Origin of the sequence: Corynebacterium sp. HMSC034B08 (assembly GCF_001835805.1) — a bacterium.
In the GTDB taxonomy this organism is placed as follows: domain Bacteria; phylum Actinomycetota; class Actinomycetes; order Mycobacteriales; family Mycobacteriaceae; genus Corynebacterium; species Corynebacterium coyleae.
On the sequence record NZ_KV825973.1, the window covers coordinates 30930 to 57279 of the forward strand.

At 60.4% G+C, this 26350-nt stretch carries 22 protein-coding genes and 2 tRNA genes; 5 read left to right on the plus strand and 19 right to left on the minus strand.

All coding sequences use genetic code 11. From position 1 onward, the window contains the following. Positions 1-111: 111 nt before the first annotated feature. The 6 genes from HMPREF2656_RS11005 to HMPREF2656_RS11030 form a co-directional block, all read right to left on the minus strand. Positions 112-1329, minus strand: coding sequence for an alpha/beta hydrolase (locus HMPREF2656_RS11005; RefSeq protein ID WP_244268773.1), 1218 nt, complete (start codon positions 1327-1329; stop codon positions 112-114). Positions 1330-1363: 34 nt separating this feature from the next. Next, the gene (locus HMPREF2656_RS11010) at positions 1364-2533 is read right to left on the minus strand and encodes an alpha/beta hydrolase (RefSeq protein WP_070771747.1); all 1170 of its coding nucleotides are present in this window, start codon (positions 2531-2533) and stop codon (positions 1364-1366) included. A gap of 174 nt (positions 2534-2707) precedes the next feature. Continuing rightward, positions 2708-2780, minus strand: a tRNA-Glu gene (locus tag HMPREF2656_RS11015). 30 nt (positions 2781-2810) lie between these two features. Further along, positions 2811-2882: transfer RNA gene (locus HMPREF2656_RS11020), tRNA-Gln, on the minus strand. A gap of 177 nt (positions 2883-3059) precedes the next feature. Beyond that, entirely contained in the window at positions 3060-4556 is a 1497-nt protein-coding gene (gene gltX / locus HMPREF2656_RS11025) for a glutamate--tRNA ligase (RefSeq protein WP_070484224.1), read from the minus strand. An 89-nt stretch (positions 4557-4645) separates the two neighbouring features. Then, a complete protein-coding gene (locus tag HMPREF2656_RS11030) occupies positions 4646-5650 on the minus strand; it encodes a CE1 family esterase (RefSeq protein ID WP_083319530.1) in 1005 nt (334 codons plus the stop codon). Positions 5651-5806: 156 nt separating this feature from the next. Here HMPREF2656_RS11030 and HMPREF2656_RS11035 point away from each other — a divergent pair, with 156 nt between their 5' ends. Then, entirely contained in the window at positions 5807-6946 is a 1140-nt protein-coding gene (locus tag HMPREF2656_RS11035) for an isochorismate synthase (protein ID WP_070816784.1), read from the plus strand. A gap of 26 nt (positions 6947-6972) precedes the next feature. On the opposite strand, the gene HMPREF2656_RS11040 is transcribed toward HMPREF2656_RS11035, so the two are convergent. From HMPREF2656_RS11040 to HMPREF2656_RS11075, 8 genes are all read right to left on the minus strand, one after another. Continuing rightward, complete coding sequence (locus HMPREF2656_RS11040) at positions 6973-7764, minus strand: fumarylacetoacetate hydrolase family protein (protein ID WP_083279509.1); 792 nt, start codon at positions 7762-7764, stop codon at positions 6973-6975. Between the two features lie 55 nt (positions 7765-7819). Continuing rightward, the gene (locus tag HMPREF2656_RS11045) at positions 7820-8383 is read right to left on the minus strand and encodes an exonuclease domain-containing protein (RefSeq protein WP_070484230.1); all 564 of its coding nucleotides are present in this window, start codon (positions 8381-8383) and stop codon (positions 7820-7822) included. Position 8384: 1 nt separating this feature from the next. After that, on the minus strand, positions 8385-10247 hold the full coding sequence (locus tag HMPREF2656_RS11050; protein WP_070816785.1) for a DUF294 nucleotidyltransferase-like domain-containing protein: 1863 nt from the start codon (positions 10245-10247) through the stop codon (positions 8385-8387). A 50-nt stretch (positions 10248-10297) separates the two neighbouring features. Next, the gene (locus HMPREF2656_RS11055; RefSeq protein ID WP_070816786.1) at positions 10298-11791 is read right to left on the minus strand and encodes a cell wall-binding repeat 2 family protein; all 1494 of its coding nucleotides are present in this window, start codon (positions 11789-11791) and stop codon (positions 10298-10300) included. 10 nt (positions 11792-11801) lie between these two features. Next, positions 11802-12818, minus strand: coding sequence for a 3-isopropylmalate dehydrogenase (locus tag HMPREF2656_RS11060; protein ID WP_070422971.1), 1017 nt, complete (start codon positions 12816-12818; stop codon positions 11802-11804). 66 nt (positions 12819-12884) lie between these two features. Then, complete coding sequence (locus tag HMPREF2656_RS11065) at positions 12885-13736, minus strand: hypothetical protein (RefSeq protein WP_070484242.1); 852 nt, start codon at positions 13734-13736, stop codon at positions 12885-12887. Between the two features lie 34 nt (positions 13737-13770). Beyond that, positions 13771-15537 carry a DUF262 domain-containing protein gene (locus HMPREF2656_RS11070; RefSeq protein WP_070816787.1) on the minus strand — a complete coding sequence of 589 codons (1767 nt, stop codon included), beginning with the start codon at positions 15535-15537 and terminating at the stop codon, positions 13771-13773. A gap of 21 nt (positions 15538-15558) precedes the next feature. After that, entirely contained in the window at positions 15559-16470 is a 912-nt protein-coding gene (locus tag HMPREF2656_RS11075; RefSeq protein ID WP_070816889.1) for a cation diffusion facilitator family transporter, read from the minus strand. Positions 16471-16716: 246 nt separating this feature from the next. Here HMPREF2656_RS11075 and HMPREF2656_RS11080 point away from each other — a divergent pair, with 246 nt between their 5' ends. Further along, positions 16717-17202, plus strand: a complete 486-nt coding sequence (locus tag HMPREF2656_RS11080; protein WP_070816788.1) for a hypothetical protein — start codon at positions 16717-16719, stop codon at positions 17200-17202. 134 nt (positions 17203-17336) lie between these two features. Here HMPREF2656_RS11080 and ilvC read toward each other — a convergent pair whose 3' ends face one another. The 3 genes from ilvC to HMPREF2656_RS11095 all read right to left on the minus strand — a co-directional run bounded on the left by ilvC (position 17337) and on the right by HMPREF2656_RS11095 (position 20750). Next, a complete protein-coding gene (gene ilvC, locus HMPREF2656_RS11085; protein WP_070422975.1) occupies positions 17337-18353 on the minus strand; it encodes a ketol-acid reductoisomerase in 1017 nt (338 codons plus the stop codon). Positions 18354-18429: 76 nt separating this feature from the next. Continuing rightward, positions 18430-18948: an acetolactate synthase small subunit gene (gene ilvN, locus HMPREF2656_RS11090; protein ID WP_070422976.1), complete on the minus strand. Its 519-nt coding sequence runs from the start codon at positions 18946-18948 to the stop codon at positions 18430-18432. 2 nt (positions 18949-18950) lie between these two features. After that, on the minus strand, positions 18951-20750 hold the full coding sequence (locus HMPREF2656_RS11095) for an acetolactate synthase large subunit (RefSeq protein ID WP_070484259.1): 1800 nt from the start codon (positions 20748-20750) through the stop codon (positions 18951-18953). A gap of 325 nt (positions 20751-21075) precedes the next feature. Between HMPREF2656_RS11095 and HMPREF2656_RS11100 the strand changes: the two genes are divergently transcribed. Together HMPREF2656_RS11100 and ilvD are read left to right on the plus strand one after the other, a co-directional pair. After that, a complete protein-coding gene (locus tag HMPREF2656_RS11100; protein WP_070422978.1) occupies positions 21076-21621 on the plus strand; it encodes a PH domain-containing protein in 546 nt (181 codons plus the stop codon). Positions 21622-21624: 3 nt separating this feature from the next. Beyond that, positions 21625-23463: a dihydroxy-acid dehydratase gene (ilvD, locus tag HMPREF2656_RS11105; RefSeq protein WP_070771754.1), complete on the plus strand. Its 1839-nt coding sequence runs from the start codon at positions 21625-21627 to the stop codon at positions 23461-23463. A gap of 18 nt (positions 23464-23481) precedes the next feature. Here the strand turns inward: ilvD and HMPREF2656_RS11110 are convergent, their stop codons facing one another. Then, positions 23482-24351 carry a DoxX family protein gene (locus HMPREF2656_RS11110; RefSeq protein WP_070452316.1) on the minus strand — a complete coding sequence of 290 codons (870 nt, stop codon included), beginning with the start codon at positions 24349-24351 and terminating at the stop codon, positions 23482-23484. A gap of 158 nt (positions 24352-24509) precedes the next feature. On the opposite strand from HMPREF2656_RS11110, the gene HMPREF2656_RS11115 reads away from it, so the two are divergent. Then, entirely contained in the window at positions 24510-25913 is a 1404-nt protein-coding gene (locus tag HMPREF2656_RS11115; RefSeq protein ID WP_070422981.1) for a YkvI family membrane protein, read from the plus strand. Positions 25914-25981: 68 nt separating this feature from the next. Here the strand turns inward: HMPREF2656_RS11115 and HMPREF2656_RS13665 are convergent, their stop codons facing one another. Then, positions 25982-26122: a PIN domain-containing protein gene (locus HMPREF2656_RS13665; RefSeq protein ID WP_371440668.1), complete on the minus strand. Its 141-nt coding sequence runs from the start codon at positions 26120-26122 to the stop codon at positions 25982-25984. Positions 26123-26350: the final 228 nt, after the last annotated feature.

The following is a 26350-nucleotide window of genomic DNA, read 5'->3' on the forward strand; positions in this document are numbered from 1 at the left end:
AGGGCGACGTCCTAGGCCGCTAGACGAACGGGGCGCGCTCGCTTTTTGCGACTTGCTAACAATAAAGGAAACTTCCCAATATCAACAAATCAGCACGTCAGACGCTAAAAACTACTCCACACCAAGCGCTGGTCCGAGCGTGTCCCAACTTGCCACTAACTCACGTCGGAACAAGCCGAAGTTGTGCGTCCCTTCCTTGAACTCGTACCAATCCGGGTCGATGCCATTGCGTCGTGCCTCTGCGATGAAGTGCAGCGAACACGCATACGCGAGTTGCTCATCAGGCACAAGAAGTGGCTCGGGCGAATCGACGACCTCAACGTCAAGCTCCGACGGCAAACCACGTGAGGCCGACAGAAAAATCTTCTTCCCCTTGAGCCCCTGAACATTGCGCACGGGCGAGTGGGCGGCCCACGCCGGATCCCAGGAGCTGCCCCACATCTGTGCTGGGTCGCCCTTATTAATGCGCACGGTGCCGCTGGCGAAGGCCTGTCCGACAAGCCCAGTTGTCGACGGGCAGGAGGAATATGTTCCCGCAGCGACAAACCTGTCTTCCAAGGTGGCGATGTGCAGGGCTGGCCCACCGGACATCGAAAGGCCTGCGATGGCGTCGCGGCCGGTGCCGTGGAAGTGCTCGTCGATAAGCGGCGGCAGCTCCTTGGTCAGATACGTCGTCCACTTGTAACTGCCGTGCTTGTCGTGCGTTCCAGCCCAGTCGGCCTGCTGCGAGCCGATAGAGCCGCGCGGAGTGACCACATTGATGTGCTTGTCTGCGAAGAACTCAGAAGCGCGACCATCTTTCCACCACGGGGTCACCATTCCACCACCTGCGCCGCCCAGAAGGTAGAACGTCGGGCGCGGATCGGTGTTCTCAGGCCCGCCTTCCGGCAAGATGAGTTCGTTTTCAATCTCGCGGCGCATCGATGGCGAGTAGACAGTGAGCACCCACACGTTGTCCTGCAAGTGCTCCAGTTTGCGGAACTGCGCAGGCGGCGCGTCCGAATCCGGGAACGTTTGGTCCACCACCGTGCTCGAGCCAAGTGACTGTGCTGCCCGGGAGCTGCCCTCGAACACAAAGCGTCCGAACAGCAGGTGGCCGAAAATACCGCTCATCATCGCGCCGATCAGGATGATCGGTATTGCTAGCGGCGGAGTATCCGGCCCAATCTGACGGAAGCCGTTGATCAGCGATGATCCCGTCCATCCAGGTGCTTCTTGCTTTTCGACGAGCCCAAGGCTCTCACGTGATTCCACCGCCGGTGCTGGCGTGGCGACGAGCAAGCTCACTGACGTAGTGGCTGCACACAGGGCCACACCGCGACGAATCATTGGTTTCACACGCCAAACTGTAGCCCAACAGCTGTCACGAACTCGACCCTGACGATTCTGACGAGCCTGACGAGCCTGACGAGCCGCGCTGCCCCAAAGGTTGTGGCGCTTCGCTTGGCAGCGGCGACTTTGTCACCGGTGTTTCGCGCTCAAACGGCTCCACATTCAACGCCGGACCGATAACGCGCCAGCTCTCACGCATGGACTTTTCAAAAAGCCCCCAACTATGTGTGCCCTCCACCTGTGGGTACCACTCCACATCCAAGCCTGCCCGCTTGGCTTTGTCGGCGAAATAGGCAGAGCACGCATAGGATGCCGCCTCAATGGTCACAGGCGGGCCAATGCGCTCCGATGATGTCTTCGACGCATCGATCGCGCCAGGTACCCCCTGGGCAGCGGCGATAAACAGCGCAGTGTCCCGCAATGCATCCAGGTTCAACACCGGCGAATGTGCCCGCCAGGCCGGGTCGCTCGACATGCCCCACATCTTCTTCGGATCAGCGCCATTCATCTTCAGCGCTTCACGCACGTAGGTGTCCCCCAGCATCCCGGTTGTGGCCGGGCACCCCGAGTAGGAGGCTGCGGCGGCAAAGCGCTCCGGCGCGATGGACGCGATGTTCAGCGCGGGCCCTCCGGACATGGAAATGCCGGCGATGGCGTCGTGGCCGGTGCCGTGGAAGTGCTCGTCGATAAGCGGCGGCAGCTCTTTGGTCAGGTATGTCAGCCACTTGTTTCGCCCTGTTGCTTTATCTTCGCGATACCAGTCAGCCTGCATCGAGGACACCGACCCAATCGGTGTAACCACGTTGACCAACTTGTCCTGGAAAAACTCCTGGTAGTCCGAAGAATTACGCCACGACCATCCGTTCGCGGCACCGTCGGCCCCCATAAGAAGGTAAAAGGTCGGGCGCGGGGTGTCGTTGTCAGGACCGCCGGGAAGAATCACCTCGTTTTTCACTTCTTTGCCCATGGCGTGCGAATAGACGACGACCTCGTAGACGTCGTTTTCGATGTGCGTTAGGGACTTCAACTCGGCCGGACGCGCGTCCGGGTCTGGGAACGTATCGCTCAGCTGGTACGAACTGGACCCTCCGGATGAGCCGCCGACGCTGGAGCCTTCGTACATGGACGAGCCGAATACTCCCCCGCCGAGCGTCGTGAGAAACAGTGCCGGCACCGCAAGCAACGGAATCGTGGAAAACAAGCTAGACGCCGCTACTGGAACGCTGAGCGCGTCGATCACGCTTGAGCCAGTTTGACGCGCTCTGCCACTTAAAAACGACGGCAACAACCACAACATAGACACAAGGTACCTGCCGGGAAGACTCGAACGCGAAAACCTCCGACCTGGCGAACCAGATCGGAGGTTTTCTTCTTGTACCCCGTACGGGATTTGAACCCGTGTTACCGCCGTGAGAGGGCGACGTCCTAGGCCGCTAGACGAACGGGCCATTAGGACACAGAACGTAATTGCTCTGCAGCTGGCCTACCAGGACTCGAACCTAGAATGACGGTACCAGAAACCGTAGTGTTGCCAATTACACCATAGGCCATTGTTTTTCAGTTCTGACCTGCGCTTTCCGTTTCCGTTCCGCGCTGTCTGCCTGAACAACATGGAGTACTATAACCATGAATCGCTATGTGTACCAAATCCGCAGGCCACCGCATAGAAACGCGGTGGCCTAAACGTACGAAAACAACAGCGTTGTAGTTCCTACTCCGTAGCGCTCCTACTCTGCAGCCTGGTACGGCGTAACGGCGCGGGCAGCCTTGAGACGCTTCAGCGTGGACTCACGGCCAAGCAGGTCCATGGACTCGAACAGCGGCGGGGACACCGCGGCACCAGTGGTGCCCACGCGCAGGGCGCCGAATGCGACACGCGGCTTGAGCTCGAGGTCCTCGATCAGCGCCTTGTTCAGCGCTGCTTCGATGTTCTCGGTGGTCCACTCCCCCTCACCGATCGCCTCAAGCGCTGCAATACCGGCATCCAAAGGCTCGACGGCGGTGTCTTTGAGGTTCTTCTTTGCACTCTTCTCGTCCAGCACCAAGTCATCGTCCGCGATGACAAGGAACTTCAGCAGGTCGTACGCATCGGAGAGCACCTTGATACGGGTCTGCACGAGATCCGCCGCAATGGTGAACTTGTCTTCCGGGTAATCCGCTGGGAAGTCGGTGTACTCGGTGAAGTACTCGCGCAGGCGGTTTCGGAAGTCTTCCGGCTCAAGCAGGCGAATGTGGTCGGCGTTGATTGCTTCAAGCTTCTTCTGGTCGAAGCGGGCCGGGTTACCCAGCACGTCCGAGACGTCGAAGGCCTTGACAAACTCGTCGACAGAGAAGATGTCCTGATCCGCAGAAAGCGACCAGCCCAGCAGCGCGAGGTAGTTGATCATGCCTTCTGGGATGATGCCGTTGTCGCGGTGGTTAAACAGGTTGGATTCCGGGTCACGCTTGGAAAGCTTCTTGTTGCCCTGGCCCATCACGAACGGCAGGTGGCCGAACTCGGGGGTGAAATCCGTAATACCGATACGCTTCAGCGCCTCGTAAAGCGCGAGCTGACGTGGCGTGGAGGACAGCAGGTCCTCACCGCGCAGGACGTGGGTAATACCCATGAGCGCGTCGTCGACAGGGTTGACCAGCGTGTACAGCGGCGCGCCGTTGGAGCGGGCGACAACGTAGTCTGGCTGGGTTTCGGACTTGAAGGTAACCTCACCGCGCACAAGGTCGTTCCAGGTCCAATCCTGGTCCGGCATGCGAAGGCGCCAGACCGGCTTGCGGCCTTCGGCCTCAAAGGCGTCAATCTGTTCCTGGGTGAGGTCACGGTCAAAGTTGTCGTAGCCCAGCTGCGGGTCGCGGCCTGCGGCCTTGTGACGCTCCTGGACCTCTTCGTTGGTGGAGTACGCCGGGTAGACCTCGCCGGCCTCGATGAGCTTGTTCAGCACATCGGCGTAGATGTCAGAGCGCTGCGACTGACGGTACGGCTCGTGCGGGCCACCGACGTTGATACCTTCATCCCAGCCAAGGCCGAGCCACTCGAGCGACTCAATAATCGCCTGGTAGCTCTCCTCGGAGTCACGGGCGGCATCCGTGTCCTCGATACGGAACACGAACTTGCCTCCGGAGTGCTTGGCTTGCGCCCAGTTGAACAGGGCGGTGCGGACCATGCCCACGTGTGGGGTTCCGGTCGGCGACGGGCAAAAGCGAACGCGCATATTGGGGTTTTCAGTCATGGGGCAATCGTAGCGCGCCATATGCATTGCGCTTGTCGACGCCCAACCACCCCCGGCGCTCACCGCCCAGGATCCAGCAACATGTCGCGTTACTTCGGGTTGCGCATGAGGAAGCGCCACATTTCGTCTGCTGCAGACGGCGAGTACCACCAGAAGTGGTTCGAGCCATGCACCTTGATCACTTCCACGCCCTTGCGGCAGTTTCGCGACGACACCCGAGTCGCATTGTTGCCTGCCGGGCGCGAATCGACTCCCCCGAAGCACCCGTTGCGGCGCTCGTAGGATTTAAACAGCTCCGGCACCGGCAGCACTTGCTGGCCTCGTCGAGTAGTGCCGTGGTACGGGGTGAGTGTGTCGTTGGTGCCGTGAATGGCCATGAACGCGACCGGCAGGTTCTGGCAGCCACGGTTCACCGGGGCGTAGTACGCGCCGGACACGCCAGCAACGCCAGCAAACAAGTCCGCCATGTGGCAGGCGGAGACTGCGGCCATGCCGCCACCGGTGGACATGCCGGTGGCGTAGATCCGGCGTCGATCGATGTTGTAGTAGCGCTGGACGTCGTTGATCATTGCGCGGACAAAGGCGATGTCTTGGCCTGGACGTGTCGCTGCGGTTGCGGATCCCTCCCACGATGCTCCGATCGCGCGCGGGTAAACGATGATCGCGTCGCGGCCGACAGATGATTCACGCAGGCGTGAATAGTTACGAAAATTCTCCGTGGAATCCTGATATGCGGAGTACCCCACCATCACCGGGGTGGGACGTGCAGGGTTGTACCCTCGCGGCACCCAGACGAGGTAGCTTCGTCCCGCTACACGGACCTCGCCGTTGGCCCCGTTCGCCACCGGCGCCGGCGCTTGGGGCGCCCACGCACCGGGGAGATTCGGCGCGGGAATTTGCGGGGCGGGAACTGGGTTGATCGGCAACGATGAGCCTTGTGGCAGGGAGTCGTTGGCCATCTGGACAAACTTGTTCCACTCAGCATTTGCCTGGTTGACCGCGTTTGTAACTGCCTGATTCGCCTGCGAAGACAGGTCCTGCGCCTGTGCAGGGACAGGAGTGACCGCCCCAGCGGCGATCATGAGGGTTGCCACGCTTCCTGCCAGTGCTTTACGGATCCGCCCGACCCGTTTCGCACCAACTGTCACATTGTTACCATCTTTCACACAGGCAACAATAAATCTGGGGTATATCCGAAGCAACTGATCCGACCGCACCTTTTTGCACGCCGCCGGTTAGAGTGTTTGCCCATGTCCGTCAACCCGCTTGCCGGCCCTCCATCCGGCCGCCCCGACACTGCGCCCGATTTTCTCCTTTCGCGCGCAGAAGGATCGGTCCGCACTCAAGGCGCCACCCGCACGTTCAGCGACGCCTGGGAAGCGAACAACGCGCTAGAGCGCGGCGAGGTGGAAATGGTTGTAGGTGCGCTCCCCTTTGACCAGGACTGCCCAGCGGCGCTCACTGTGCCAGAGCACATCATTCGGGAGCCAGGCCCGCTAGAGCCGCATCCGTATTACCGGATTGGTGCAGGTTCTCGCCTTCACGCAACGCTTATCGACGTCGACCCTTCCCCCGAGGAACATCTTCGACGCGTTGAGGCCGCAGTGGGTACTATCCGCAACTCCCTGTTGGACAAGGTTGTGCTTGCCCGTGCGGTGGACATCGCCTTCGACCCACCGGTTGATCCACGCCTCGTCGCGGCCAGGTTGATCGATCTGTCCTACACGCACGATGGTTTCATCGCGGATCTCACCCCATCTGGCCGCACGGGACATTTCCTAGTCGGCTCCTCCCCCGAAGTCCTGGTGCGCCGCCGTGGCAACAAGGTGACCTCCTACCCCCTTGCAGGTTCAGCAGCACGCGTACCGCACGATCCGGCGGCGGACCGCGCCGCGGCGGAGGCACTGGCGTCGTCGCAAAAGGATTTCGACGAACACCGCTTCGTTGTCGAGCACATCCGCGAGGTCCTCGAGCCACTTTGCTCTGACCTGCAGATTTCAGAGCGCCCAATCCTAGAAAAGACCAGCGAGATGTGGCACCTTGCCACACCGATTAGCGGCACGTTGAAGGAACCGGCACCAACAGCGCTGGATCTGACAATGCGCCTCTACCCCACCCCTGCTGTGTGCGGCACCCCACCCGCCGCCGCAGAAGCCCTGATTACCACCGCCGAATCGGATCGCGGTTTCTACGCCGGCGCAGTCGGATATACCGATGCCGCAGGTGATGGCGAATACATGGTTGCCATCCGTTGCGCGGAGGTCAACGGCGACGGCACACGCGCCCGCGCCTGGGCCGGTGGCGGGCTCACCGCAGACTCCGACCCACAGGCCGAACTCGACGAGACTTCAGCCAAACTGCGCACGATCATGCGCGCGCTGGGCCTGTAAACACGGCCCAAAAGCGAGCCTGCGTTCTAGGCGCGCTCGACGGGGTTGCCCAGTTTGCCGATACCTGGGATCTCAACCTCGATGTAGTCGCCCGGAACCATCTCTGCGGTACCCGCCGGCGAACCGGTTGCGATGACATCGCCCGGCAGCAGAGTAAAGGACTGGGAGACCCACTCCACCATCTCTCCAACCGACTTGATCATCTGGTTCGAGTTGGAGTCCTGCTTGGTCTCCGTTTTACCGTCGTGGGTGTGGTGCGCCTTGATCGGCAGGTTGGCAAAGTCGAACTTATCCAGGTCCGTCTCAATCCAAGGACCGAGCGGACCGAAGGTGTCCATGCCCTTGGCGCGCGCCCACTGACCGTCCGCGAACTGGAGGTCACGCGAGGAGACATCGTTGATGATGGTCACGCCACGGATCACAGACTTCCAGTCCTCAGCCTTGACGTTTTTGCATGGAACGCCAACGACGAGCGCCAGCTCGCCCTCAAACTCGACGCCTGTGGCGAACTCCGGGATCTTAATAGCGGCACCAGGGCCAATCACGGCGGTCGACGGCTTGATAAAGATTGTCGGCGGCAGGTGCTCGGCGGATTGCTTGAACACCTCAGCTACGTGGTCCGCGTAGTTGCGTCCCACAGCGACGATCTTCGACGGCAGCGTCGGCGCAAGCAACCTCACCTGGTCAAGGTCGTATTCTTTGCCGGTGTACTCCGGCGCACTAAACGGCGTGCCCTTGATCGCCTTTGCGGTCGTTCCCGCATCGTCGATAACGGCGAACGTCATTCCTTCAGGTGTTGCAATTCGTCCAAAACGCATGTGATCGAGCATACAACCCCACTGTCATTGTGGCGCATTTGGGATTCACTGACGTCTACTGCGCGCTCAGCGCCAGGTACAACTCCGCGCACGCGATCGCGTCGGTAAGCGCGTTGTGGTTCGCGTAGTCGGGCAAATTGTAGCGCTGTCGCACGCGCGCAAGCCTGAGGTCCTCGCCGCGCGGATACGTACCCATGCGCTCCATGTGTCGCCGCTCCATCGCGAAGGTATCCACTACCTCGCTCTCGCGCAGGCCCCATCGCTTGCCCTTGACATCTTTTTGCAGCTTTGCGACGAAACCTAGCTCCATCTGCGCAAAATGGGCCAACAACTTGCGTCCTTCAAGGGCACGATCAAACGCGTCGAGTACTTCGGCAGCGACGACGCCTTTGTTCGCAATATCATCGTCAGTCACCCCGTGAAGCGTCACAGTATCGCCAACTTGGGCGCCTGCTAGCACAAAGTACTGTGCCTGTGATAGATCGATCACACGCCCGTCGACGGGAACCCAGCCGATGGAGACCATCTCATGCTTCTCCGGCTTGAGTCCAGTGGTTTCGACGTCGACGGCCAGCAGGGCGTCGTCGTTAAGCACCCGCGCTTTCGGTCGAAAGAACATCTCACACCGCCCGCGTCGGGTACTTCGACGCCAGCGCGTTCTGCAGCGACTTGATCACACCGAACGCATCGCGCAACGCGGCCCGATCCAGGGATTGCAACTGCTTCGGATCAATGCGGTAGTTCGGCTCCTCCCCGGCGCGCACCTGCTGCGACTGGTGTTTCATGACAAGGTCCGAAAGGTACTCGTAAGCGTCTGCCAGATCCGACGCTCCCTTCGTCGATACCGCCTCGCCGGCAGAGGCACGCAGGCGTGTAGGCGTATCCACCGCACTGACACCGGCCACGATGGAGTACAACCGAGCCATCTGCACCACAGCGGCAGTACCACCGCGTTTGATGTCTAGCGTGTTCGCATACTCGCCGTCGCGCTCAAGCACGAAGCCACGGAAAAAGCCCACTGGAGGCTCTCGGAACGTAGCCAGAGCTGCCAAGTGTGTATGTAGACGGCGCGACCCGCGCGCCGACGACAACGCCGCCTCATGCACCTCATCAGCCAGCGAGCGCCACCCCTCGCCTGAGCCGAAGATCGCGCGGAAATCGAAAAATACCTGCGCGTGCAGCAACGCGTTCGGATCAGGTGCAGTGACCCAAGTGTGGAACATGCGCGACCACTGCGACTGCGTCATGCGCCACTTTGGGTTCGACGCCATCATCTCCCCCGGGCATAACGCCTGACCTGCATGCGCGAGACCCTCGCAGACAAACTGTGTCAGCGCGGTGAAGTACTCCCCATGTGTTTCTTCGTCGTAACTGTCCGCGAGGACCAACGCGTTGTCTTGGTCGGAGGCTGGCCCCATCTCCGCGCGAGCCTGACTGCCTACCGCGACAAAGGCGTACGGCACCGGTGCTGGCCCCAGCTGCTCCTCCGCTAACTCTCCCAGGCGGCGAGCGATGGAATCCGCAATCGATGTCAGCAGGCGCTGTGTCTCAGCAGCGGACGCGCCTCGCTCAAAGAACCGCACAGCCACGTTTGCCGCCGCGTCATAGGCTCCCTCAAGTTCCTCATACGTACTCTGCTGCACATCTGCTGCCAAGTAGATCGGGTCTGCTTGCAGCAGGCGCATGATGTCGAATGAGGTCAGCACACCGCACACACCTCCGGCGCCTTCAACCGGCAGGTGGTGGATCCCCAACTCGCTCATCGCGAGCATCGCCTCAAACACCAACGCTGTTTCCGGGATGGTGCGCACTGGTGAGGACATCACATCTGCAATAGGCCGCGACGGGTCCACTTGCGCTGCGACAACGCGAGAACGCATGTCCTTGTCTGTGAGGATACCGATCTGCTCACCTCCGACGACGACGAGGCAACTCGCATCGTGCTCGTTCATCACACCGGCAGCGTGCGCGATTGATGCAGTTGCGTCACAGGTGACGGCAGGGCGGCCGTCGACAATATGCGCAATGGGCGTACGCAGCACACTCGCCGTCCCCCCATCACGCACCTCTTCCGCTGCCACTTTGAGACGACGAGACGCCGATTCAAAGAACCTGTGCAGCTCAGGATGCGCATCGAGCAGGCCTGTGAACACCTCGCGCGGCAGCATGAGCAACACGCTGTCTTCCACCGCTTCCATCACATACTGCGATTCACGCGGACCTACCAGCGTGGAGTAGCCGAAGTTCAGGCCTGTATCGCGACGGTCCAGCAGCAAGTTGTCATCGCTGACGATGTCAATCGCACCCGAGCGAATGATGTACAGCGTGTCGTTGGGCTGGCCGAGATCCACAACGACTTGACCGCGGCGCACATAGGTGATCCCCATCTGTGCGGGCAGGGCCCGGATCTTCTCTTCAGGGAGGCTTGAAAACGGCTCGTGCTGGGCCAGGAAGCCGTAGACCTCGTCCAATTCCACGCTCATGCCCGAAGCCTAGCGTGAGCACGACCCCCACACGGCGAATTTTTGGAAAACTACTGGTAGCTCACAAACCACGGGCGAGGATTCACGTCGGCATAGGTCTGCTCCGGAGTAAACATGGGAGAATCCTCGTCGATAAAGTTCTTCCACGCCATGAAGTAATTCGGGTCCAACCCCTGACGCAGGATGTTCCACGTGTCGAACTTCTGCTCCGGCAGCCCATGACCGTCCGCGTGAAGGATCCATGCCAGTTCCGGCTGCCCGGTGACAATGTTTTCGCGGTCCGGGTACATTCCAACCTGGAACTGGTGCAGAATCAATGCCTTCTGTGGCAGGTTGTTGTCGCGGACAAGCGCTGCAAGCCAGTCGGCGACCTCATTGATTTCGGCTGCGGTTGCGCTACCGATACGCGAAAGCGGCTGCTCACCAGGGTTTAGCTTCCATTCCGCATCAAGTGCCAAGCCAACGTTCGGCTGCTTGAGCAGCTCCTCGTAGATCTTCGCCTGCTCCAAGAAGTTGCCTTGGCCCGGCTGCAGGTCGATTACGGCGTAACCACCTGCGTCCACGATGGCATCCACATACGGGGCGATATCTTCCATCGGCGTCTCGTTGGAGTAGTTACCGTCGTCGCCCGGGAACTCCGATGCCACCGATGCAATGACCTCGAAGGCAGGAATGATCGGCTGATCCTCCAGCGGCTCGTACCAGGAGGCGTATTGCTTCGCCAGTTCAACTGCTGCGGCAGGGTCCTGCTCCCCCATCACTCCGAGCTCTGGGCCGTACGGATGGCCGTAGAGCGCAATCATGCGCCGGCCTGGGAACACCAGTCCGCCGCCACCAGGCAGTTCACCATTGGCGGCAAGTGCTGCACGCGCACGGAAGTTCTCGTTCGAGCCCCACTGGCGGCCAAGCGCGAGCACGTCCTGTTCCATAACATCGCGCATGCTTTGCGACGACGCCCGCGGGTCCGCAGCCGCCAACACCTGCACATCCGCACCTGCTGCGCGAGCTGTGGCCACCGACGCACGCGAGGAAACCGCCGTGGCAAACACTGGCGGCATCTGCAAGTCACGCGGGTTCTTTGCCTCGAGTGCCGCAATCGCCGCCACATCTTCTTCGGCACGCTCGGCTACGACCGGTTCAGTCGCTGCTACCGCGTCGTCATCGCCCGGAACCTCAATTACCCGGGACGCGCCAAGGCGTTCAACCTCAGCATCAATCGCGGCGTCGGTGCCATCGAGGCGCACCAGAAGCGGCGCACCTAGTTCCACTGCAATCGCGGCAGCCCGAAGCTGCTGATCGCGATCCTTCGCGGAGACCACCACCGTGTCCGACGACTCGAAGAAGCGCTGCGAGACTTCCACACCCGTGCCGTCGGCGTCCTGAACCACCTCGTCACCATCGGTGGCAAGGGCGTTCTTGGCGCCAGCATCGGACTGAGAGCCCCCACCGAGTCCTCCGTCGCCTGCGCCGCAGCCAGTCAGGGCAAGCGCAGAAGCACAGAAAATGGCAAGGGACGCACGTGTGATCTTCCGGGAAGAAACCATGCGCTCGACCCTACGCGAGGGCGTCGACGATGCGCTCACCTACCTCGGTGGTACGCACCGGCGTGTCTCCACGTTGGGTCACGTCGCGCTCGACTGCTTCTTCGATGCGGGCGGCGTTGGTGTCGTCGCCAAGGAAGCGCAGCATCATCGCCACAGACAGAATCATTGCCGTGGGATCAGCAATCCCCTGGCCCGCGATATCCGGTGCAGAGCCGTGCACCGGTTCGAACATGGATGGGAACTCACGTGCAGCATTGATGTTGCCGGAGCACGCCAGCCCCACACCGCCCGCAACCGCACCTGCCAGGTCAGTCAGGATGTCGCCGAAAAGGTTGTCGGTGACAATCACGTCGTAGCGCGACGGGTCCTGCACCATGTAAATCGTTGCAGCATCGATGTGGTTGTAGTCCACCTCGACCTCCGGGAACTCCTGCGACAACTCGTCGACCACGCGCTGCCACAAGCCACCTGCGTTGACCAGCACGTTGGTCTTGTGCACGAGCGTGACCTTCTTGCGGCGCGTCATTGCCAACTCAAACGCGTACCGAGCAACACGCTCAGCGCCGAAATACGTGTTCTGAGAAACCTCGGAAGCAACTTCGTGCGGGGTGCCCCGACGCAAGGTACCGCCGTTACCAGCATAGAGCCCCTCGGTACCTTCACGGACCACAACAAAGTCGATCTCACCAGGGTTTGCGAGCGGGCTCGTCGACGATGGGTAGAGCTTCGACGGCCGCAGATTGACGTAATGGTCCAACTTGAAACGCAGCGGCAGCAGCAGGCCGCGCTCGAGCACACCCGCAGGCACGCGCGCCGGGTCGCCGATCGCGCCGAGCAGAATCGCATCGTGTTCGGCGAGGCTTTCCAAGTCCTCGTCCGTCAGCAGCTCGCCGTTGCGCAGGTAGCGGCGCGCTCCGAGGTCATATTCGGTGGTCTCGACGTCATCGCGCACCGCGTTGAGGACCTTGAGCCCCTCCGCCATAACTTCTTGGCCGATACCGTCGCCAGCAATCACCGCGATTTTCATATTCTGGGACACCTTTCTCACTGTGTAGATTCTGGCGCCCACATTAGCACTCCTTAGCGCTTGGGTTTAACGATTCCGCTCCGACTGACGGATACGAAACGCCAACTCCTCACTCGAGCCGAATTGCGCCCCCAGCGCAATAAGCGACTTATCAGAAAGCCCCGCCATGGCGAACAACGTCGCTTCCGCCTTCCGCGGATCCGGCAGCGGCACGATCTCCACCGCGGCACCGTAACTCCTCGCATTCGCAATCGCGGGTATCGACGACTGCCACGTGGCCACCACCTTCGGCGACATATGCGCATCCCGGCGCGATTGGACGGGAAACGGTTGCGCTTGGGCGCCGGGTTTAGCCACGGGATCTGCCCAGGTAGCACGTAGCCAAGTGGGATCGTTACCGTTGAGTTCGGCGACTGCGCGGGCACTGTCAGCAGGGTCATCGATAGTGCGTTCAACGAAGCGCAGCGAAGTCATCTCGCCGAGCGCGCGCATCCCGCCGGGGTCGCGTCGGATACGTACTGCACCAGATGCGGGAGCCATAGCGACATCACCGACAGTTAAGACGGTCACCGTGTGCATGTCGGCGATCATGGAGACGTATTCGGCGTGGCGTGCTCCGTCGTAGACCATCATCGGGGCATGTGCGGTCACTGCGATGGAGGCTGCGCGAAGTTGCGCCTCCGGGGTGTCGTCGGAAAGCACGAGCGTTTCGGAGCGCGGGAAGAACAACTTCGCGGTTTCCATGCCAAGTGGGTCGTCGAGCACCACCGGGTGAGGCTCAAACGTTTTGGAGACATGCCCTGCGACGTTGACGCTACGGGCGCGATCGTAAGGGCCAAGTTGGACATCCGGAGTGCATGCGGCGAGCAGTACGCCCGCCGATAGCACGGCAAGCGATGCGTACCCGGAATGCTTCACCGGTCCTCCTTCGTGTCTCTCCCCTGTGCTGTTCCTATTCTGCGTCGTCGCACAATCCTTCGTCGCTGAGAACGTTGCGGTCCATCGCGTATTCAATCATGCCGATGAACCGTTCACGACGATCAGCGATAAATCGCTCCCAGTTAGATGTCAGCAGTGCTTCTGGGTCGACTTCGTGGCTTTCGAGCAGGGCGTCAAAGTCATCGTCGTCAAGCAGCGACTTGGACTGCAGCCTGGGCAGGTAGCGTTTCGGCTCGTTTTGCTCAATGACGACCTCGGTGCGACGGCCCATCGGCGTGCGGTTGAGCACGCTGTCGGCCAGCTGTTCGTCGACACCGAATTCGCGTAGGTACTCCCACGGGAAGATCTGGCCGAAGCGAGGTTTCAGTTCGGCCACTGTGGATTTGTCGAAGTGCTCTCCAGTGCGCCAGTCACGCGCGCCGCGTGCCATCAGTAACGAATACAGCCCACGGTAGATCCCACTGTCCGCGGTTGCGGTATAGAGACGGGATTCATGGAAACGTGCATCGGCGACCGTACGTGGCTCGATGTCGGTCTCTCCGCAGACCCACGGGATGACCTCAGAGACGTCTACGCCGATGCGGATTGTCGGCGCGTGCGCGGCATAAAGCTCACCGAACACGCCGCACCAGAACCAACGGTTGAGCCTGTCGCCGACTTCCTTCTTTCCTGCAAGTTCGGGACGTTCGGCCAGGCGCGCAAGCATAACCGCGAGCGGGATGAGTTGCGCAGGGTAAGGGACTTGATCCGCAGCGACGATACGTCGCTCTTGCAGGAACTGGGCGACCGCAACGAACCCGCGGGCCATCTCATCGGCGTTTGCACGGTAATCCTCGATCGTGATGTTGAGGATGTCACCACGGTGGCCCAAAGCAGGCCCCTGCCGACTGGTCAGCAACAGTGACAGTGCACGCAGGAATTCCACACGGCCGATGCCCTTGAGCACGTCATAGCAATCAAACTGGGCTGCGAGTTCTTCCCAGTGGCTAGCCAAGTCGAACGTCGGGTCTTGGGTTGCATATGTCGCGGTAAGGAGCTCGAACACATCCATCTGCACACCTGCCGAGTTAGCAAACGCAAAGATCTGCCCCACTCCCTCTTGTGCAGTATCGCGGTCCAGGCGGATCATTGGAATGTCGTACGCAGGCAGCTCACGCATCACCGCATTGATAAATCGCTTCACGGCAGTACGCACCTCGTCGTGTTGTGCATGTGCCGCCATATCGACGAGGAGATCGTTGCCCTCTTTCCAGAGCAACATCGAAACCGGCATCACAGCGTGCTCGATCATGTCATCGCGATTTCGGATGCCACCTGGAATGTCCGGCCCAAAGTGGGATCGGACATTCCCTTCCCCATCGACAGCAAACACGGCTTCCACCGGCATCGGCGTGTGTGCCACCGCCGCTCGTACGTCCACCATGAACTTCCGGGAAATCGGTCGCCCAAGATAGTCCACCGTGCTCACCTCCCCATCACCCTTAAATGCGTGAAAGAGCGACGTGAGGCGCTGTTGGCCGTCGAGAAGCAACAGGCCCGGTTCCACTCCAGCAACATTCACCCCCTCAAGCGGGCGTGGTTTAAAACGCTGCTCCGCGTTGCGAGTATCGAGCGCGAGGAAAGAACCGACCGGGTAGCCACGCAGCACGGAGGTGACCAACGTGCGCACCCGATCCACGTCCCACAGGTATGAGCGCTGAAAATCAGGCAGCTGCAGCTCGCCGCGCTCAGCGCGAGAAAATAGATCCTTGAGCGAATAGCTCGGCGTAGTAAAGCCCATATGCCTTAGCGTAGGACAGAATCAGCACACCGTCTCGTGCTCGATGTGCTCTGGCAGCTCAATTTGCACTGTCGCATGCTCCACACCCAGCCTGTGCAACTCCGCCTGAACCCGATCCAGCAACTGATCGCGGTCTTCTCCTTCCGCCGCCACAATGTGAACCGTTGCAATCACCGACACCCCGTCAAGCGACCACAAGTGCAGGTCATGCAAATCCCTCACCCCAGGCAGTGCACGTAACTCAGCCTCGACTTCCTCGGCGTCAAACCCTTCGGGCACACGCTCCAGCATCACACCCACCGACTCCGCCATGAGTTTCCACGCACGAGGAACAATCAGGCCCGCGATCAGCAACGACGCAATGGGGTCAGCCGCAGTAAAGCCGGTCAGCGCGACAATTGCGCCGGCCCCCAGCACAGCGATAGACCCGAACATATCCACCAACACGTGGAGGTATGCACCGCGTACGTTGATCGACTCCTTTTGCTGGGAGTACAAAATCCACGCCGACAACGCGTTCGCCGCAAGGCCGATCGCGGCGATGATCATCATCGGACCCGTATCAATCGGGGCTGGATCACGCAGCCTGCGCAGGGCCTCGATTGTAATCCAGACGGAGACTGCCAGCACTGTCGCGGCATTAATCATCGCCGCGAGCACCTCGACACGGCGGTAGCCGTAGGTCGCGTATGACGTGGCTGCACGCTTACCGACGAGCACCGCCGCCATCGCAATGATCAGCCCGGCCGCGTCCGACAACATGTGCATCGCATCCGCAAGCAACGCGACCGATCCCGAAATCACACCACCGACCAACTCCGCGACGAAGACCGTTGCGGTAACGGCAAGTGCGGCGCCGATCGCTTTCGTCGGCGCGTCAACACGTGCGCCATGAGCATGATCATGATGAGCGTTATCTGAATGGTTGTGCATAACGACAACCATAGGAACACCAACACGTTAATGACAATTTATTGAAAATCGCTGCCGGAATGCTTTCCACAGCGCTCACGAGGAGAAACGAATCATTCGCGCCTCCCCGTGGCGAAATCCCGCCGAGCCAAATCGTCATACTTTGTTACAGTGGGCGACCGTTCGCATATCCGAGCACGTCACGGGCGGTTCACCATGAATCCGCCCCGAGCGGCGCGGATAAGTAATAACGAAAGGAATTAGCAAATGACCACCCCGAACCCGAATCAAAACCCGAACGACCCGACCGAGGATGTTCGCGTCGAGCGCACTACCCCTGAGGCTTCGACCACCGCACCGGCGCGTCCGGCTGCTGGCTCCACTGCAGTGACTGACGACGATAACGGTGGCGGCGGATGGTGGAAGTGGCTCCTGGGCATTCTGGCAGCACTCCTGCTTTTGGCCTTGCTGTGGAACCTGTTTACCGGCGACGACACCGAGGGCGACGCCACCGTAGACACCTCCACCACGACGGCAGCCACCGAGGTTGTTAACGAGACCACCACGGTCGAAGACGGCACCGTTACCGAAACCGCACCGGCCGAGGACGCCGCTGAGGACGCCAACACTGAGGCCAACGAGGCCGACGCTACCGCGACCGAGACGACAAACGTCGTCGAGGAGGTCATCGACTCCATCGCACCGGAAGGCGCCCAGGAGGAGGCTCCGGCTGACGCACCGGCCACCAACTAATTATTCGGCGCGATCCGACTACCCCGCACCCACTCTCCGGGCGCGGGGTTTGCTCTGCCGTGCGGGCTTGTGCGGGAGCAACACGACAAAGCCCTCGAATCACATTGATCCGAGGGCTACGTTTACCTACCGAATTAGCGGGCAGTGTCGGTAAGCGGGTTCTTCACCCAGCTCATCATGTCGCGCAGCTCTGCACCGGTCTTCTCAATCGGGTGCTGTGCAACCTTGTCGCGCAGACCCTCGAGCTCCTTGTTGCCACCCTCAACGTTGGCGACGAGGCGCTTGGTAAAGGTGCCGTCCTGGATATCCTTCAGGATGTCGCGCATACGATCCTTCGCCGAGGCGTCGATGACACGCGGACCAGAGAGGTAACCGCCAAACTCTGCCGTGTCAGACACGGAGTAGTTCATGTTGGCAATGCCGCCTTCGTAGATCAGGTCGACGATCAGCTTCATCTCGTGGAGGCACTCGAAATACGCCATCTCCGGCTCGTAGCCAGCCTCGACCAAGACGTCGAAGCCGGTCATGATCAGGTCCTCGAGGCCACCACAGAGCACTGCCTGCTCACCGAACAGGTCGGTGACAGTCTCGGCCTCGAAGGTGGTCGGGATAACGCCAGCGCGTGCGCCACCGATTGCGGCAGCGTAGGACAGCGCAAGCTCACGGCCGTTGCCCTGCGGATCCTGTTCCACGGCGATCAGGCAAGGCACACCCTTGCCGTCGGCGAAGGTGCGACGCACCAGGTGGCCCGGACCCTTCGGGGCAACCATGCCGACGGTGATGTTGTCTGCCGGCTTGATCAGGCCGAAATGGATGTTCAGACCATGCCCGAAGAACAGGGCGTCGCCGTCCTTCAGGTTCGGCTCGATGTCCTCTTCGAAGATCTTGGCCTGGGAGGTATCCGGGGCGAGCAGCATGATCACGTCAGCCCATGCAGCTGCCTCAGCATTCGTCTTCACATCAAAGCCGGCCTCGCGGGCCTTTTCTGCGGACTTGGAGCCGTCGCGAAGGCCAACAACCACCTCGACGCCGGACTCGCGCAGGTTCTGAGCGTGCGCGTGACCCTGGGAGCCGTAGCCGATGATTGCAACCTTCTTGCCCTGGATCAGGGACAGGTCTGCGTCTTGGTCGTAAAGCACTTCAATAGCCATAATTCTCGCTTCTTTCTTCATTCTGTGAGACGGGCGTTTCACATTATGACACAGCCGCCTCAGTTTGTGGGTGTTTTTAGTCCAATGGAGCCAAAGTTTTAGCGCCACGCGTCAGCGCTACCGTGCCTGATCGGGCAAGCTCGCGGATACCGAACGTATCCATGACGTCCAAAAACGCCTTCAACTTCGGTGACTCACCGGTGGCCTCAATAACAACAGAGTCCACCGCAACATCGATCACGCGCGCGCGGAACAGGTTGGCAGCGTCCACCACCTGCGGACGGGTTTGATTGTCCGCGTTGACCTTGACCAGCAGCAGCTGGCGGCCGACCGTGGTGTCGTCGTCAAGCTGCTGCACCTTAAGCACCTGGATCAGCTTGTAGAGCTGTTTGACGATCTGCTCGACAGAACGCTCCGTTGCATCGACCACCACCGTCAACCGGTTCACGCCCTCTTTCGACGTCTTCGCCGAAACGAGCGAGACCAGGTTGTACCCGCGACGGGTAAACAGGGCGGTAACACGGGTGATAATTCCGTCGACGTCCTCAACCAGCACTGAAAGCGTGTGGCGAGTGATTGCATCTGGTTGCGTCATTGTTAGTTCCCTTCCTGCTCCGCCGCAGCGGTCTCGATAGCCTCGCTGATTGCCTGCGGCGACTCCGCAGCCGACTCCTCATCGTCGAAGAACGGGCGCATTCCGCGCGCATACTCAATGTCACTATTCGACGAGCCCGCAGAGATCATCGGCCACACCTGCGCGTCCTCGCCCACGATGAACTCAATGACCACCGGGCGATCGTTGATCTCACGCGCACGTTGGATCGTCGGCAGCACGTCTTCTTCCTTCGACACCCGGAACGCAACCGCGCCGAGCGCCTCCGACAACTGCACAAAGTCCGGAACGTAGGTTTCCCCACCCAACTTCGTGTGAGAGTAATTGCCGTCGTAGAACAGCGTCTGCCACTGACGCACCATGCCCAGGTTGCCGTTATTAATCAGTGCAACCTTGATCGGAAAGCCTTCGAGCGCAGCGGTGGTGATCTCCTGGTTGGTCATCTGGAAACAACCATCGCCGTCGATCGCCCACACCTCTGCATCCGGGTGCGCTGCCTTCGCACCGAGCGCAGCCGGAATGGAAAAGCCCATCGTGCCAGCACCACCAGAGTTGATCCAGTGGCGCGGCGTTTCAAAGTCCACAAACTGCGCAGACCACATCTGGTGCTGGCCCACACCAGAGCAGTAAATTGCGTCCGGCCCGGCGGCCTTGGACAGCGTCTCGATCACAAACTGCGGAGCGAGCGTGCCGTCCTCGTTCTTGTCATAACCGCGCGGGAAACGACGCTTCAGATCCTGCAGACGCTCAATCCACGGCTCAATCGACGGCGCCTTGGCCTTTCCGGATTCCTCAAAGTAATCGGTCAGTTCCGACAGCACACGCTTAGCATCGCCCACGATTGGAACGTCCACCGCGCGGATCTTGCCCACCTCTGCAGGGTCGATGTCAGCGTGAATGACCTTGGCGTGCGGCGCAAACGTATCGGTATCGCCGGTCACGCGGTCGTCGAAACGCGTGCCAACAGCGATGAGCAAGTCGGATTCCTGGAAGGAACCCACTGCCGGTACCGAACCGTGCATACCCGGCATACCCAGGTACAGCGGGTGCGACTGCGGGAACGCTCCGAGCGCCATCAAAGTCGTAGCCACAGGGATCCCGGTCGCCTCAACAAACTCGAGCAGCTGCTTGTTCGCATTCGCCTTCACAACACCGCCACCGATGTAAAGCACCGGACGCTTCGCCTGAGAAATCAGCTTCGCTGCCTGGGCAATCTGACGGTTGTGCGGCTTCGTGTTCGGCTTGTAGCCAGCCAAATCGATCTTCGGCGGCCACTTAAACTCAATCTCCGCGTTCTGCACATCCTTCGGGATGTCCACGAGCACTGGGCCTGGACGGCCGGTCGAGGCAATATGAAACGCCGCCGCAAGCGCGAACGGGATCTGCTCCGGGTCGGTCACCATGAAGTTGTGCTTTGTAATCGGCATCGTGATGCCGCGGATGTCCGCCTCCTGGAACGCATCGGTACCCAAAAGCGACGAGCCAACCTGGCCCGTGATCGCCACCATCGGCACCGAGTCCAGGTAAGCGTCCGCGATCGGTGTTACCAAGTTCGTCGCACCGGGACCAGACGTAGCAATGCAAACGCCGACCCTTCCCGAGGCCACCGCGTATCCCTCTGCTGCATGGCCCGCACCTTGCTCGTGGCGCACCAACACGTGGCGTAGTTTCGTTGCCCGATACAGGGCGTCGTAAAGCGGAAGCACCGCGCCACCCGGAAGGCCGAACACAATTTCCGTGCCAAGCTCCTCCAGGCTGCGAACGACCGCGTCCGCGCCTTTCATCCGCTCCGGTCCATTGCTCTCCGTCGACGGGGATGGTTGTGAACCTGCCACCGTTGCACTCCTTGTGTTCGAATTACCTAAAAATAAAAGCCCCCGGTGAGCGTTTGCTCTCGAGGGCGCTTGTGTCTGCGGCGTGTAAAACGAACCCGCTACGGCAAGCGCCGCGTGGGGACAATAATTACAAGTCGCTGATTGATCACGTACATGACAATAGTGAGCCACCCCACTCGTCGCGCATTTTTATTCACAGCATCACGCGTATCGACGACGCCCCAAAGCCCTCCCGTTACTTCCCCCGGCATCAACATGACTAGCATGCCGGGGTATGACAGCCACACAGGGAACGTCCCCGACCACCCAAAAAGTGTTTAAACCAACCCGTGAGCACATCCTCGCCATCGTGCTCGCAACCGGCATCGCACTCATGGGCATCATGTGGGCGCCGAAATATCTCATTTGGCTCCTTCTTATCCCCATTGTGTGGCTCGCATGGGTACTCTGCTCCTCCACCACAGTGGATAACAAAGGAATTAAAACCCGTTACCTCGTTCGCAAAAATACCTTTCTTCCTTGGGAAGACCTGGCCGGCATCGCTTTCAAGGGAACTTCCGCACGCGTCGCTGCAAAAAACGGCACCGAGTATCCCCTGCCTGGCGTAACGTTCAACTCATTGCCCGCGCTCGCCGAGGCATCCGGAGGACGAATTACAGACGTCATTGCATCCGCCGAGCAAGCAGCAGACGGCAAGTACGAAATCATTGATAAAGACGGCGACCGCATCCTGCTTACCCGCGAGGAATACGATGCCTACCTCGCAGAACACCCCGATCTGCCGGGACCTCGCCCGTCCGCGAACGAACCTAAGGAGTAAACCGTGATCCCCCTTCGCTCACGTGTCACCACCGTTGGCCGCCAAGCAGCCGGAGCCCGTGCCCTGTGGCGCGCTACAGGCACCGGCGAGCACGAGTTTGGCAAACCCATCGTTGCCATCGTGAACTCCTACACGCAGTTCGTGCCTGGCCACGTTCACCTGAAACATGTTGGTGACATCGTGGCCGACGCTGTCCGCGCCGCAGGCGGCGTACCCAAGGAGTTCAACACCATCGCGGTCGACGACGGCATCGCCATGGGCCACTCCGGCATGCTGTACTCGTTGCCCTCGCGCGAGATCATCACCGACTCGGTGGAGTACATGGTCAACGCCCACACCGTGGATGCCATGGTGTGTATCTCCAACTGCGACAAGATCACCCCAGGCATGCTCAACGCCGCAATGCGTCTGAACATCCCCGCCGTCTTCGTCTCCGGTGGCCCGATGGAGGCCGGCAAGGCGTTTTCTGTCGGCGGTGTGACTAAGCCGAAGTCCGATCTCATCGACGCCATCGCGCTTTCCGCTAACAACGACGTCAGCGACGACGAGCTCGACAGTATCGCCAACAACGCCTGCCCCACCTGTGGTTCCTGCTCCGGCATGTTCACCGCTAACTCCATGAACTGCCTCACCGAAGCACTTGGCTTGTCACTGCCGGGCAACGGCACCACCCTGGCAACCCACACCGCACGCCGCGAACTCTTCGAGCGCGCTGGCCAGACCATCATGGACCTTTGCGAGCGCTACTACGGCCAGGGCGACGAATCCGTCCTACCCCGCAACGTGGCCAACGTCCATGCATTCCGCAACGCCATGGCGCTCGACATGGCAATGGGTGGTTCCACCAACACCATCCTGCACATCCTGGCCGCAGCCCAAGAAGGTGAAATCGACTTCGACCTGGCAGATATCGACGATCTGTCACACAAGATCCCCTGCCTGTCCAAGGTTGCCCCGAACGGTGAGGCACACGTCGAGGATGTCCATCGCGCAGGTGGCATCCCAGCCATCCTGGGTGAGCTCCACCGCGCTGGATTGCTGCATGATGATGTGCATTCGATCACGTACTCGTCGCTAAGCCAATGGCTCGCAGACTGGGACATCCGCGGCGGAAGCGCTACCGAGGAAGCGCTCGAGCTCTTCCACGCCGCACCGGGCGGTGAGCGCACCACGAAGGCATTCTCACAAAGCGCGCGCTGGGAAAGCCTGGATACGGATGCGAAAAATGGCGTCATCCACGACGTCGAGCACCCGTTTACCTCCGACGGCGGCCTTGTCGTCTTGCGCGGCAACCTAGCCCCGGACGGCGCCATCCTGAAAACCGCAGGCGTCGAAGAAGGCTTATGGGAGTTCACCGGTCCAGCACGCGTCGTCGATTCGCAAGAGCAAGCTGTGTCCATGATCCTCAACCGCGAGGTGCTCGAAGGCGAGGTTGTGGTCATCCGCTACGAGGGCCCAGCAGGTGGACCGGGCATGCAGGAAATGCTCCACCCGACGTCATTCCTCAAAGGCGCTGGCCTGGGCAAGAAGTGCGCACTGATCACCGACGGTCGCTTCTCCGGAGGCACCTCCGGTCTGTCCATTGGCCACATCTCCCCCGAAGCTGCCGCAGGCGGCCTGATCGGCCTCATCGAAAACGGCGACACCATCGCCATCTCCGTGTCCAACCGCGAACTGAAGCTGGATGTGCCGGAAGCAGAGTTGGAAAAGCGCCGTGAAGCTATGGAAGCCTCCGACAACCCCTGGACACCGAACCGTGTCCGCGAGGTTTCGAAGGCTTTGCGTGCATACGCCAAGATGGCAACCAGCGCCGACAAGGGCGCCGTCCGCCAAGTGGACTAAACGCAGCGTGCGTGTGGTTTAGGCAAACGGGTTAATCCCGGTGCCGAACCACCACGCCGCACCTGCTGCGGCAAGACCCACAATGGCGCAGATCCAGGACGATGCCAGCGGACGCTTCGCCCAACCGCGCGAGGCGTCGATACCGTAGCGGCCTGGGCCTGTGAACTGCACTGCGAGAGACACTGCCAGCAGCATGACCGGCACCCACGTTTCCGGCGTCCAGGCGAAGACGTTGAAGCCGTCCGTCTGACCGTTGAATGCGTGCAACGCCAAAAAACCGGTGACGGCGATCGCCACAGCTGCCGCAATCGGTCCGAGCAGACCAAGGACCAAGAACACGCCGGCCGTGAGTTCGAGGGTGGGAACAACAACAGCCAGGCCGTTGCCGTACGGGTAGTTGGCGAATGCATTTTCTAGGCCGGCGATACCGTCGTTGCCGCCGAGTCGGAAGAACACTGCGACGGAATCAATAATCAGGTACGCGCCGAGGAACAGACGCAGCAGCAGCAAGCCGAAATCAGTCGTGCCACGGCGGGCGTCTTCCTCCTCTACTGCAACCGGTGCCGGATCCACCGCAACCGGCTCGACCGGCTCCTCCGCATAAGTTGCGGGGGCTGCCGGTGCGATGGTTTCAGATTCACGGATGAACGCGGATGTCACCGGTGCCGGGTCGGATGAGTATGCAGACGCCGAGGGGACCGCAGTAGAGCCTGCGGACGGCGCAGAGGCTTGTGCTGCCTTATCGGCACTCAGGCGCACCTCGTCGCCCGTCTGGGAAGTCTGCGGAAAAATCTCCGTCGCAGCATCCCCCTTGTATTCGGGCACGTCAGCGACGTTTTCCAGGTTGTTCAGATCGTCGGGTGTGAGATCGCGTGGATTTTTAGCCATGGCCTACAACTTAGGCGAAAACTTCGCTGTGATTTGTCAACTCGCCGGGGTGCGCTGCACCGATGTCAACAAACCTAGTTAGCCAAGCCCGTGTAATGGTGTTACCCTGCTACGCGCTCTAAATCTTTTACGCAAATTTATATAAGGATTGTTTATCGATGAGTAAAACGCTCAAAGTCGCCCTCGCGCTCGTGGGCCTGACTGTCGGCGCTGGTTTTGCCTCCGGGCAGGAAGTCATCCAATACTTCCTTGCCTTTGGCTACAAGGGCATCATCGGCGCCGCCATCGCAGGTGCCGCGATCGCAATTTTCAGTGGTTGGGTCTACCAGCTCGGTTCCTACTACATGGCCGATGACCACAGTGCCGTGTTCAAGAGTGTCTCGCGTCCGTGGATTGCTAAATACATGGACATCACCACCGTGTTCACGCTGTTCTGCATCGGCTTCGTCATGGTCGCCGGTGCTGGCGCGAACCTCGAGCAACAATTCGGCCTGCCAACTTGGGCCGGATCGACCATCATGGTTGTGCTGCTGCTCCTGTCCGGTCTTCTTGACATCGACAGGCTCACGAACGTTTTCTCCTTCATCACGCCGCTGCTGATCATCTGCCTGCTCGCCGCGTTTGTGATCACACTGACGAACATCCCGTCCGACTTCGGATACATCAACGAGATTGCACAGCAGAACCAAAGCGCATCAGGCACGTTTGGTAACTGGCTGATCACCGCGTTGAACTACGCAACCCTGGTCATGATCATGGACGTTTCCATGATGCTCGTCTTTGCTGGCTCCCACATGAACCCTGCACAGGCCGGTAAGGGTGGCCTGCTGGGCGGCATTATGTTCGCTGTTTTGCTGCTGATCCTCACGTTCATTCTGTTCTGCAACATGGCAGACGTGATGGACGCAGACATGCCGCTGCTGATGGTCTTCGACAACATGCACCCGGCAGTGGGCGTGTTCGTCTCCATTGTCATCTACCTGATGATTTACAACACCGCCGTCGGCATGTTCTACGCCAGCGGTCGTCGCCTCAGCCACGACAAGCCGGGCAAGTTCCGCCCGTACTACTTCGCGGCGGTTCTCGTCGGCTACGCCCTGTCCTTCATTGGCTTCGCTGACCTGCTCGGTTGGGTTTACCCAGTTCTGGGCTACCTCGGTCTTGCCCTTGGCATTGCTATGGGTGTGGCTTGGTTCCGCGACCGCAAGAACATCCAGGAGGAGACGGGACGCCGCGAGCGTCTTGCAGAGCTTGCCGAGACCGCGCTCGATCCGGAAGGCGAGCCGCTGACCCGCGCCGAGCGCAACGAAGTCGACGAGCTCACCGGCGATTCCCACATGGGCGGCCAAGACCTGTGGCAGTCCGTTCAGGAAGAGGTTGCTGCGGATCTGCACGCGGACTCCTCCAGCGAATTCGATATCGCGGACGTGCCTGCGCTCGATCCGGAGTCTGAGTCCTACGAGGGCGCACCCGATACCCCGGGCGACGAAATCCACTGGAAGTCCTACGAGGAGATGTACAAGACTGGCGAGTTCCCGGCCGTCAAGCCTCAAAACAAGTAGCACTGCTTGACGACGACTCCCCCGCCCCGGCCATCCACCACACTGGCCGGGGCTTTCGCGTTTCGCGGTTACATCTCCCAGGGATTAACTAGCTCAACGCCCATCGACTCAAAGCCAGGGGTATTCCGTGTCGCAACGATAAGGCTATGTACTTGAGCGGTAGCAGCGATAAAAGAATCCGCAGTCGCTTTCGGGTCCGGGACGTGCATCGCAGCCGCCACAGAGGCTACGTCCTCATCAAAAGGAAGAATGCGCCCTTTGAATTGACTTTAACTTGACCATTGAACCAGTCGCGCAACCTTTCAGCCTGCACTGGATCCGTACGTTGCTTGAGCAGAATTCCTCTTTCGATCTCAAAAACTGAGATGGAAGAGATTTATACGTTTCCCTCTGCCAGGTTGTCGGCCCAACTCGCCACTCGAGGATTCACTCGGCCG

What these genes read in the sequence shown, in the direction of transcription:
- HMPREF2656_RS11045 (WP_070484230.1), bottom strand. Translation starts at nt 8,383, where the DNA reads ATGTTCTTTCGACCGAAAGCGCGGGTGCTTAACGACGACGCCCTGCTG.
- HMPREF2656_RS11095 (WP_070484259.1), bottom strand. Translation starts at nt 20,750, where the DNA reads ATGAAAGGCGCGGACGCGGTCGTTCGCAGCCTGGAGGAGCTTGGCACG.
- HMPREF2656_RS11070 (WP_070816787.1), bottom strand. Translation starts at nt 15,537, where the DNA reads ATGGGCTTTACTACGCCGAGCTATTCGCTCAAGGATCTATTTTCTCGC.
- gltX (WP_070484224.1), bottom strand. Translation starts at nt 4,556, where the DNA reads ATGACTGAAAACCCCAATATGCGCGTTCGCTTTTGCCCGTCGCCGACC.
- HMPREF2656_RS11060 (WP_070422971.1), bottom strand. Translation starts at nt 12,818, where the DNA reads ATGAAAATCGCGGTGATTGCTGGCGACGGTATCGGCCAAGAAGTTATG.
- HMPREF2656_RS11040 (WP_083279509.1), bottom strand. Translation starts at nt 7,764, where the DNA reads ATGCGTTTTGGACGAATTGCAACACCTGAAGGAATGACGTTCGCCGTT.
- HMPREF2656_RS11055 (WP_070816786.1), bottom strand. Translation starts at nt 11,791, where the DNA reads ATGGTTTCTTCCCGGAAGATCACACGTGCGTCCCTTGCCATTTTCTGT.
- HMPREF2656_RS11080 (WP_070816788.1), top strand. Translation starts at nt 16,717, where the DNA reads ATGACCACCCCGAACCCGAATCAAAACCCGAACGACCCGACCGAGGAT.
- HMPREF2656_RS11110 (WP_070452316.1), bottom strand. Translation starts at nt 24,351, where the DNA reads ATGGCTAAAAATCCACGCGATCTCACACCCGACGATCTGAACAACCTG.
- HMPREF2656_RS11050 (WP_070816785.1), bottom strand. Translation starts at nt 10,247, where the DNA reads ATGAGCGTGGAATTGGACGAGGTCTACGGCTTCCTGGCCCAGCACGAG.
- ilvC (WP_070422975.1), bottom strand. Translation starts at nt 18,353, where the DNA reads ATGGCTATTGAAGTGCTTTACGACCAAGACGCAGACCTGTCCCTGATC.
- HMPREF2656_RS11115 (WP_070422981.1), top strand. Translation starts at nt 24,510, where the DNA reads ATGAGTAAAACGCTCAAAGTCGCCCTCGCGCTCGTGGGCCTGACTGTC.
- HMPREF2656_RS13665 (WP_371440668.1), bottom strand. Translation starts at nt 26,122, where the DNA reads ATGCACGTCCCGGACCCGAAAGCGACTGCGGATTCTTTTATCGCTGCT.
- HMPREF2656_RS11035 (WP_070816784.1), top strand. Translation starts at nt 5,807, where the DNA reads ATGTCCGTCAACCCGCTTGCCGGCCCTCCATCCGGCCGCCCCGACACT.
- HMPREF2656_RS11100 (WP_070422978.1), top strand. Translation starts at nt 21,076, where the DNA reads ATGACAGCCACACAGGGAACGTCCCCGACCACCCAAAAAGTGTTTAAA.
- HMPREF2656_RS11075 (WP_070816889.1), bottom strand. Translation starts at nt 16,470, where the DNA reads ATGCACAACCATTCAGATAACGCTCATCATGATCATGCTCATGGCGCA.
- HMPREF2656_RS11005 (WP_244268773.1), bottom strand. Translation starts at nt 1,329, where the DNA reads ATGATTCGTCGCGGTGTGGCCCTGTGTGCAGCCACTACGTCAGTGAGC.
- ilvN (WP_070422976.1), bottom strand. Translation starts at nt 18,948, where the DNA reads ATGACGCAACCAGATGCAATCACTCGCCACACGCTTTCAGTGCTGGTT.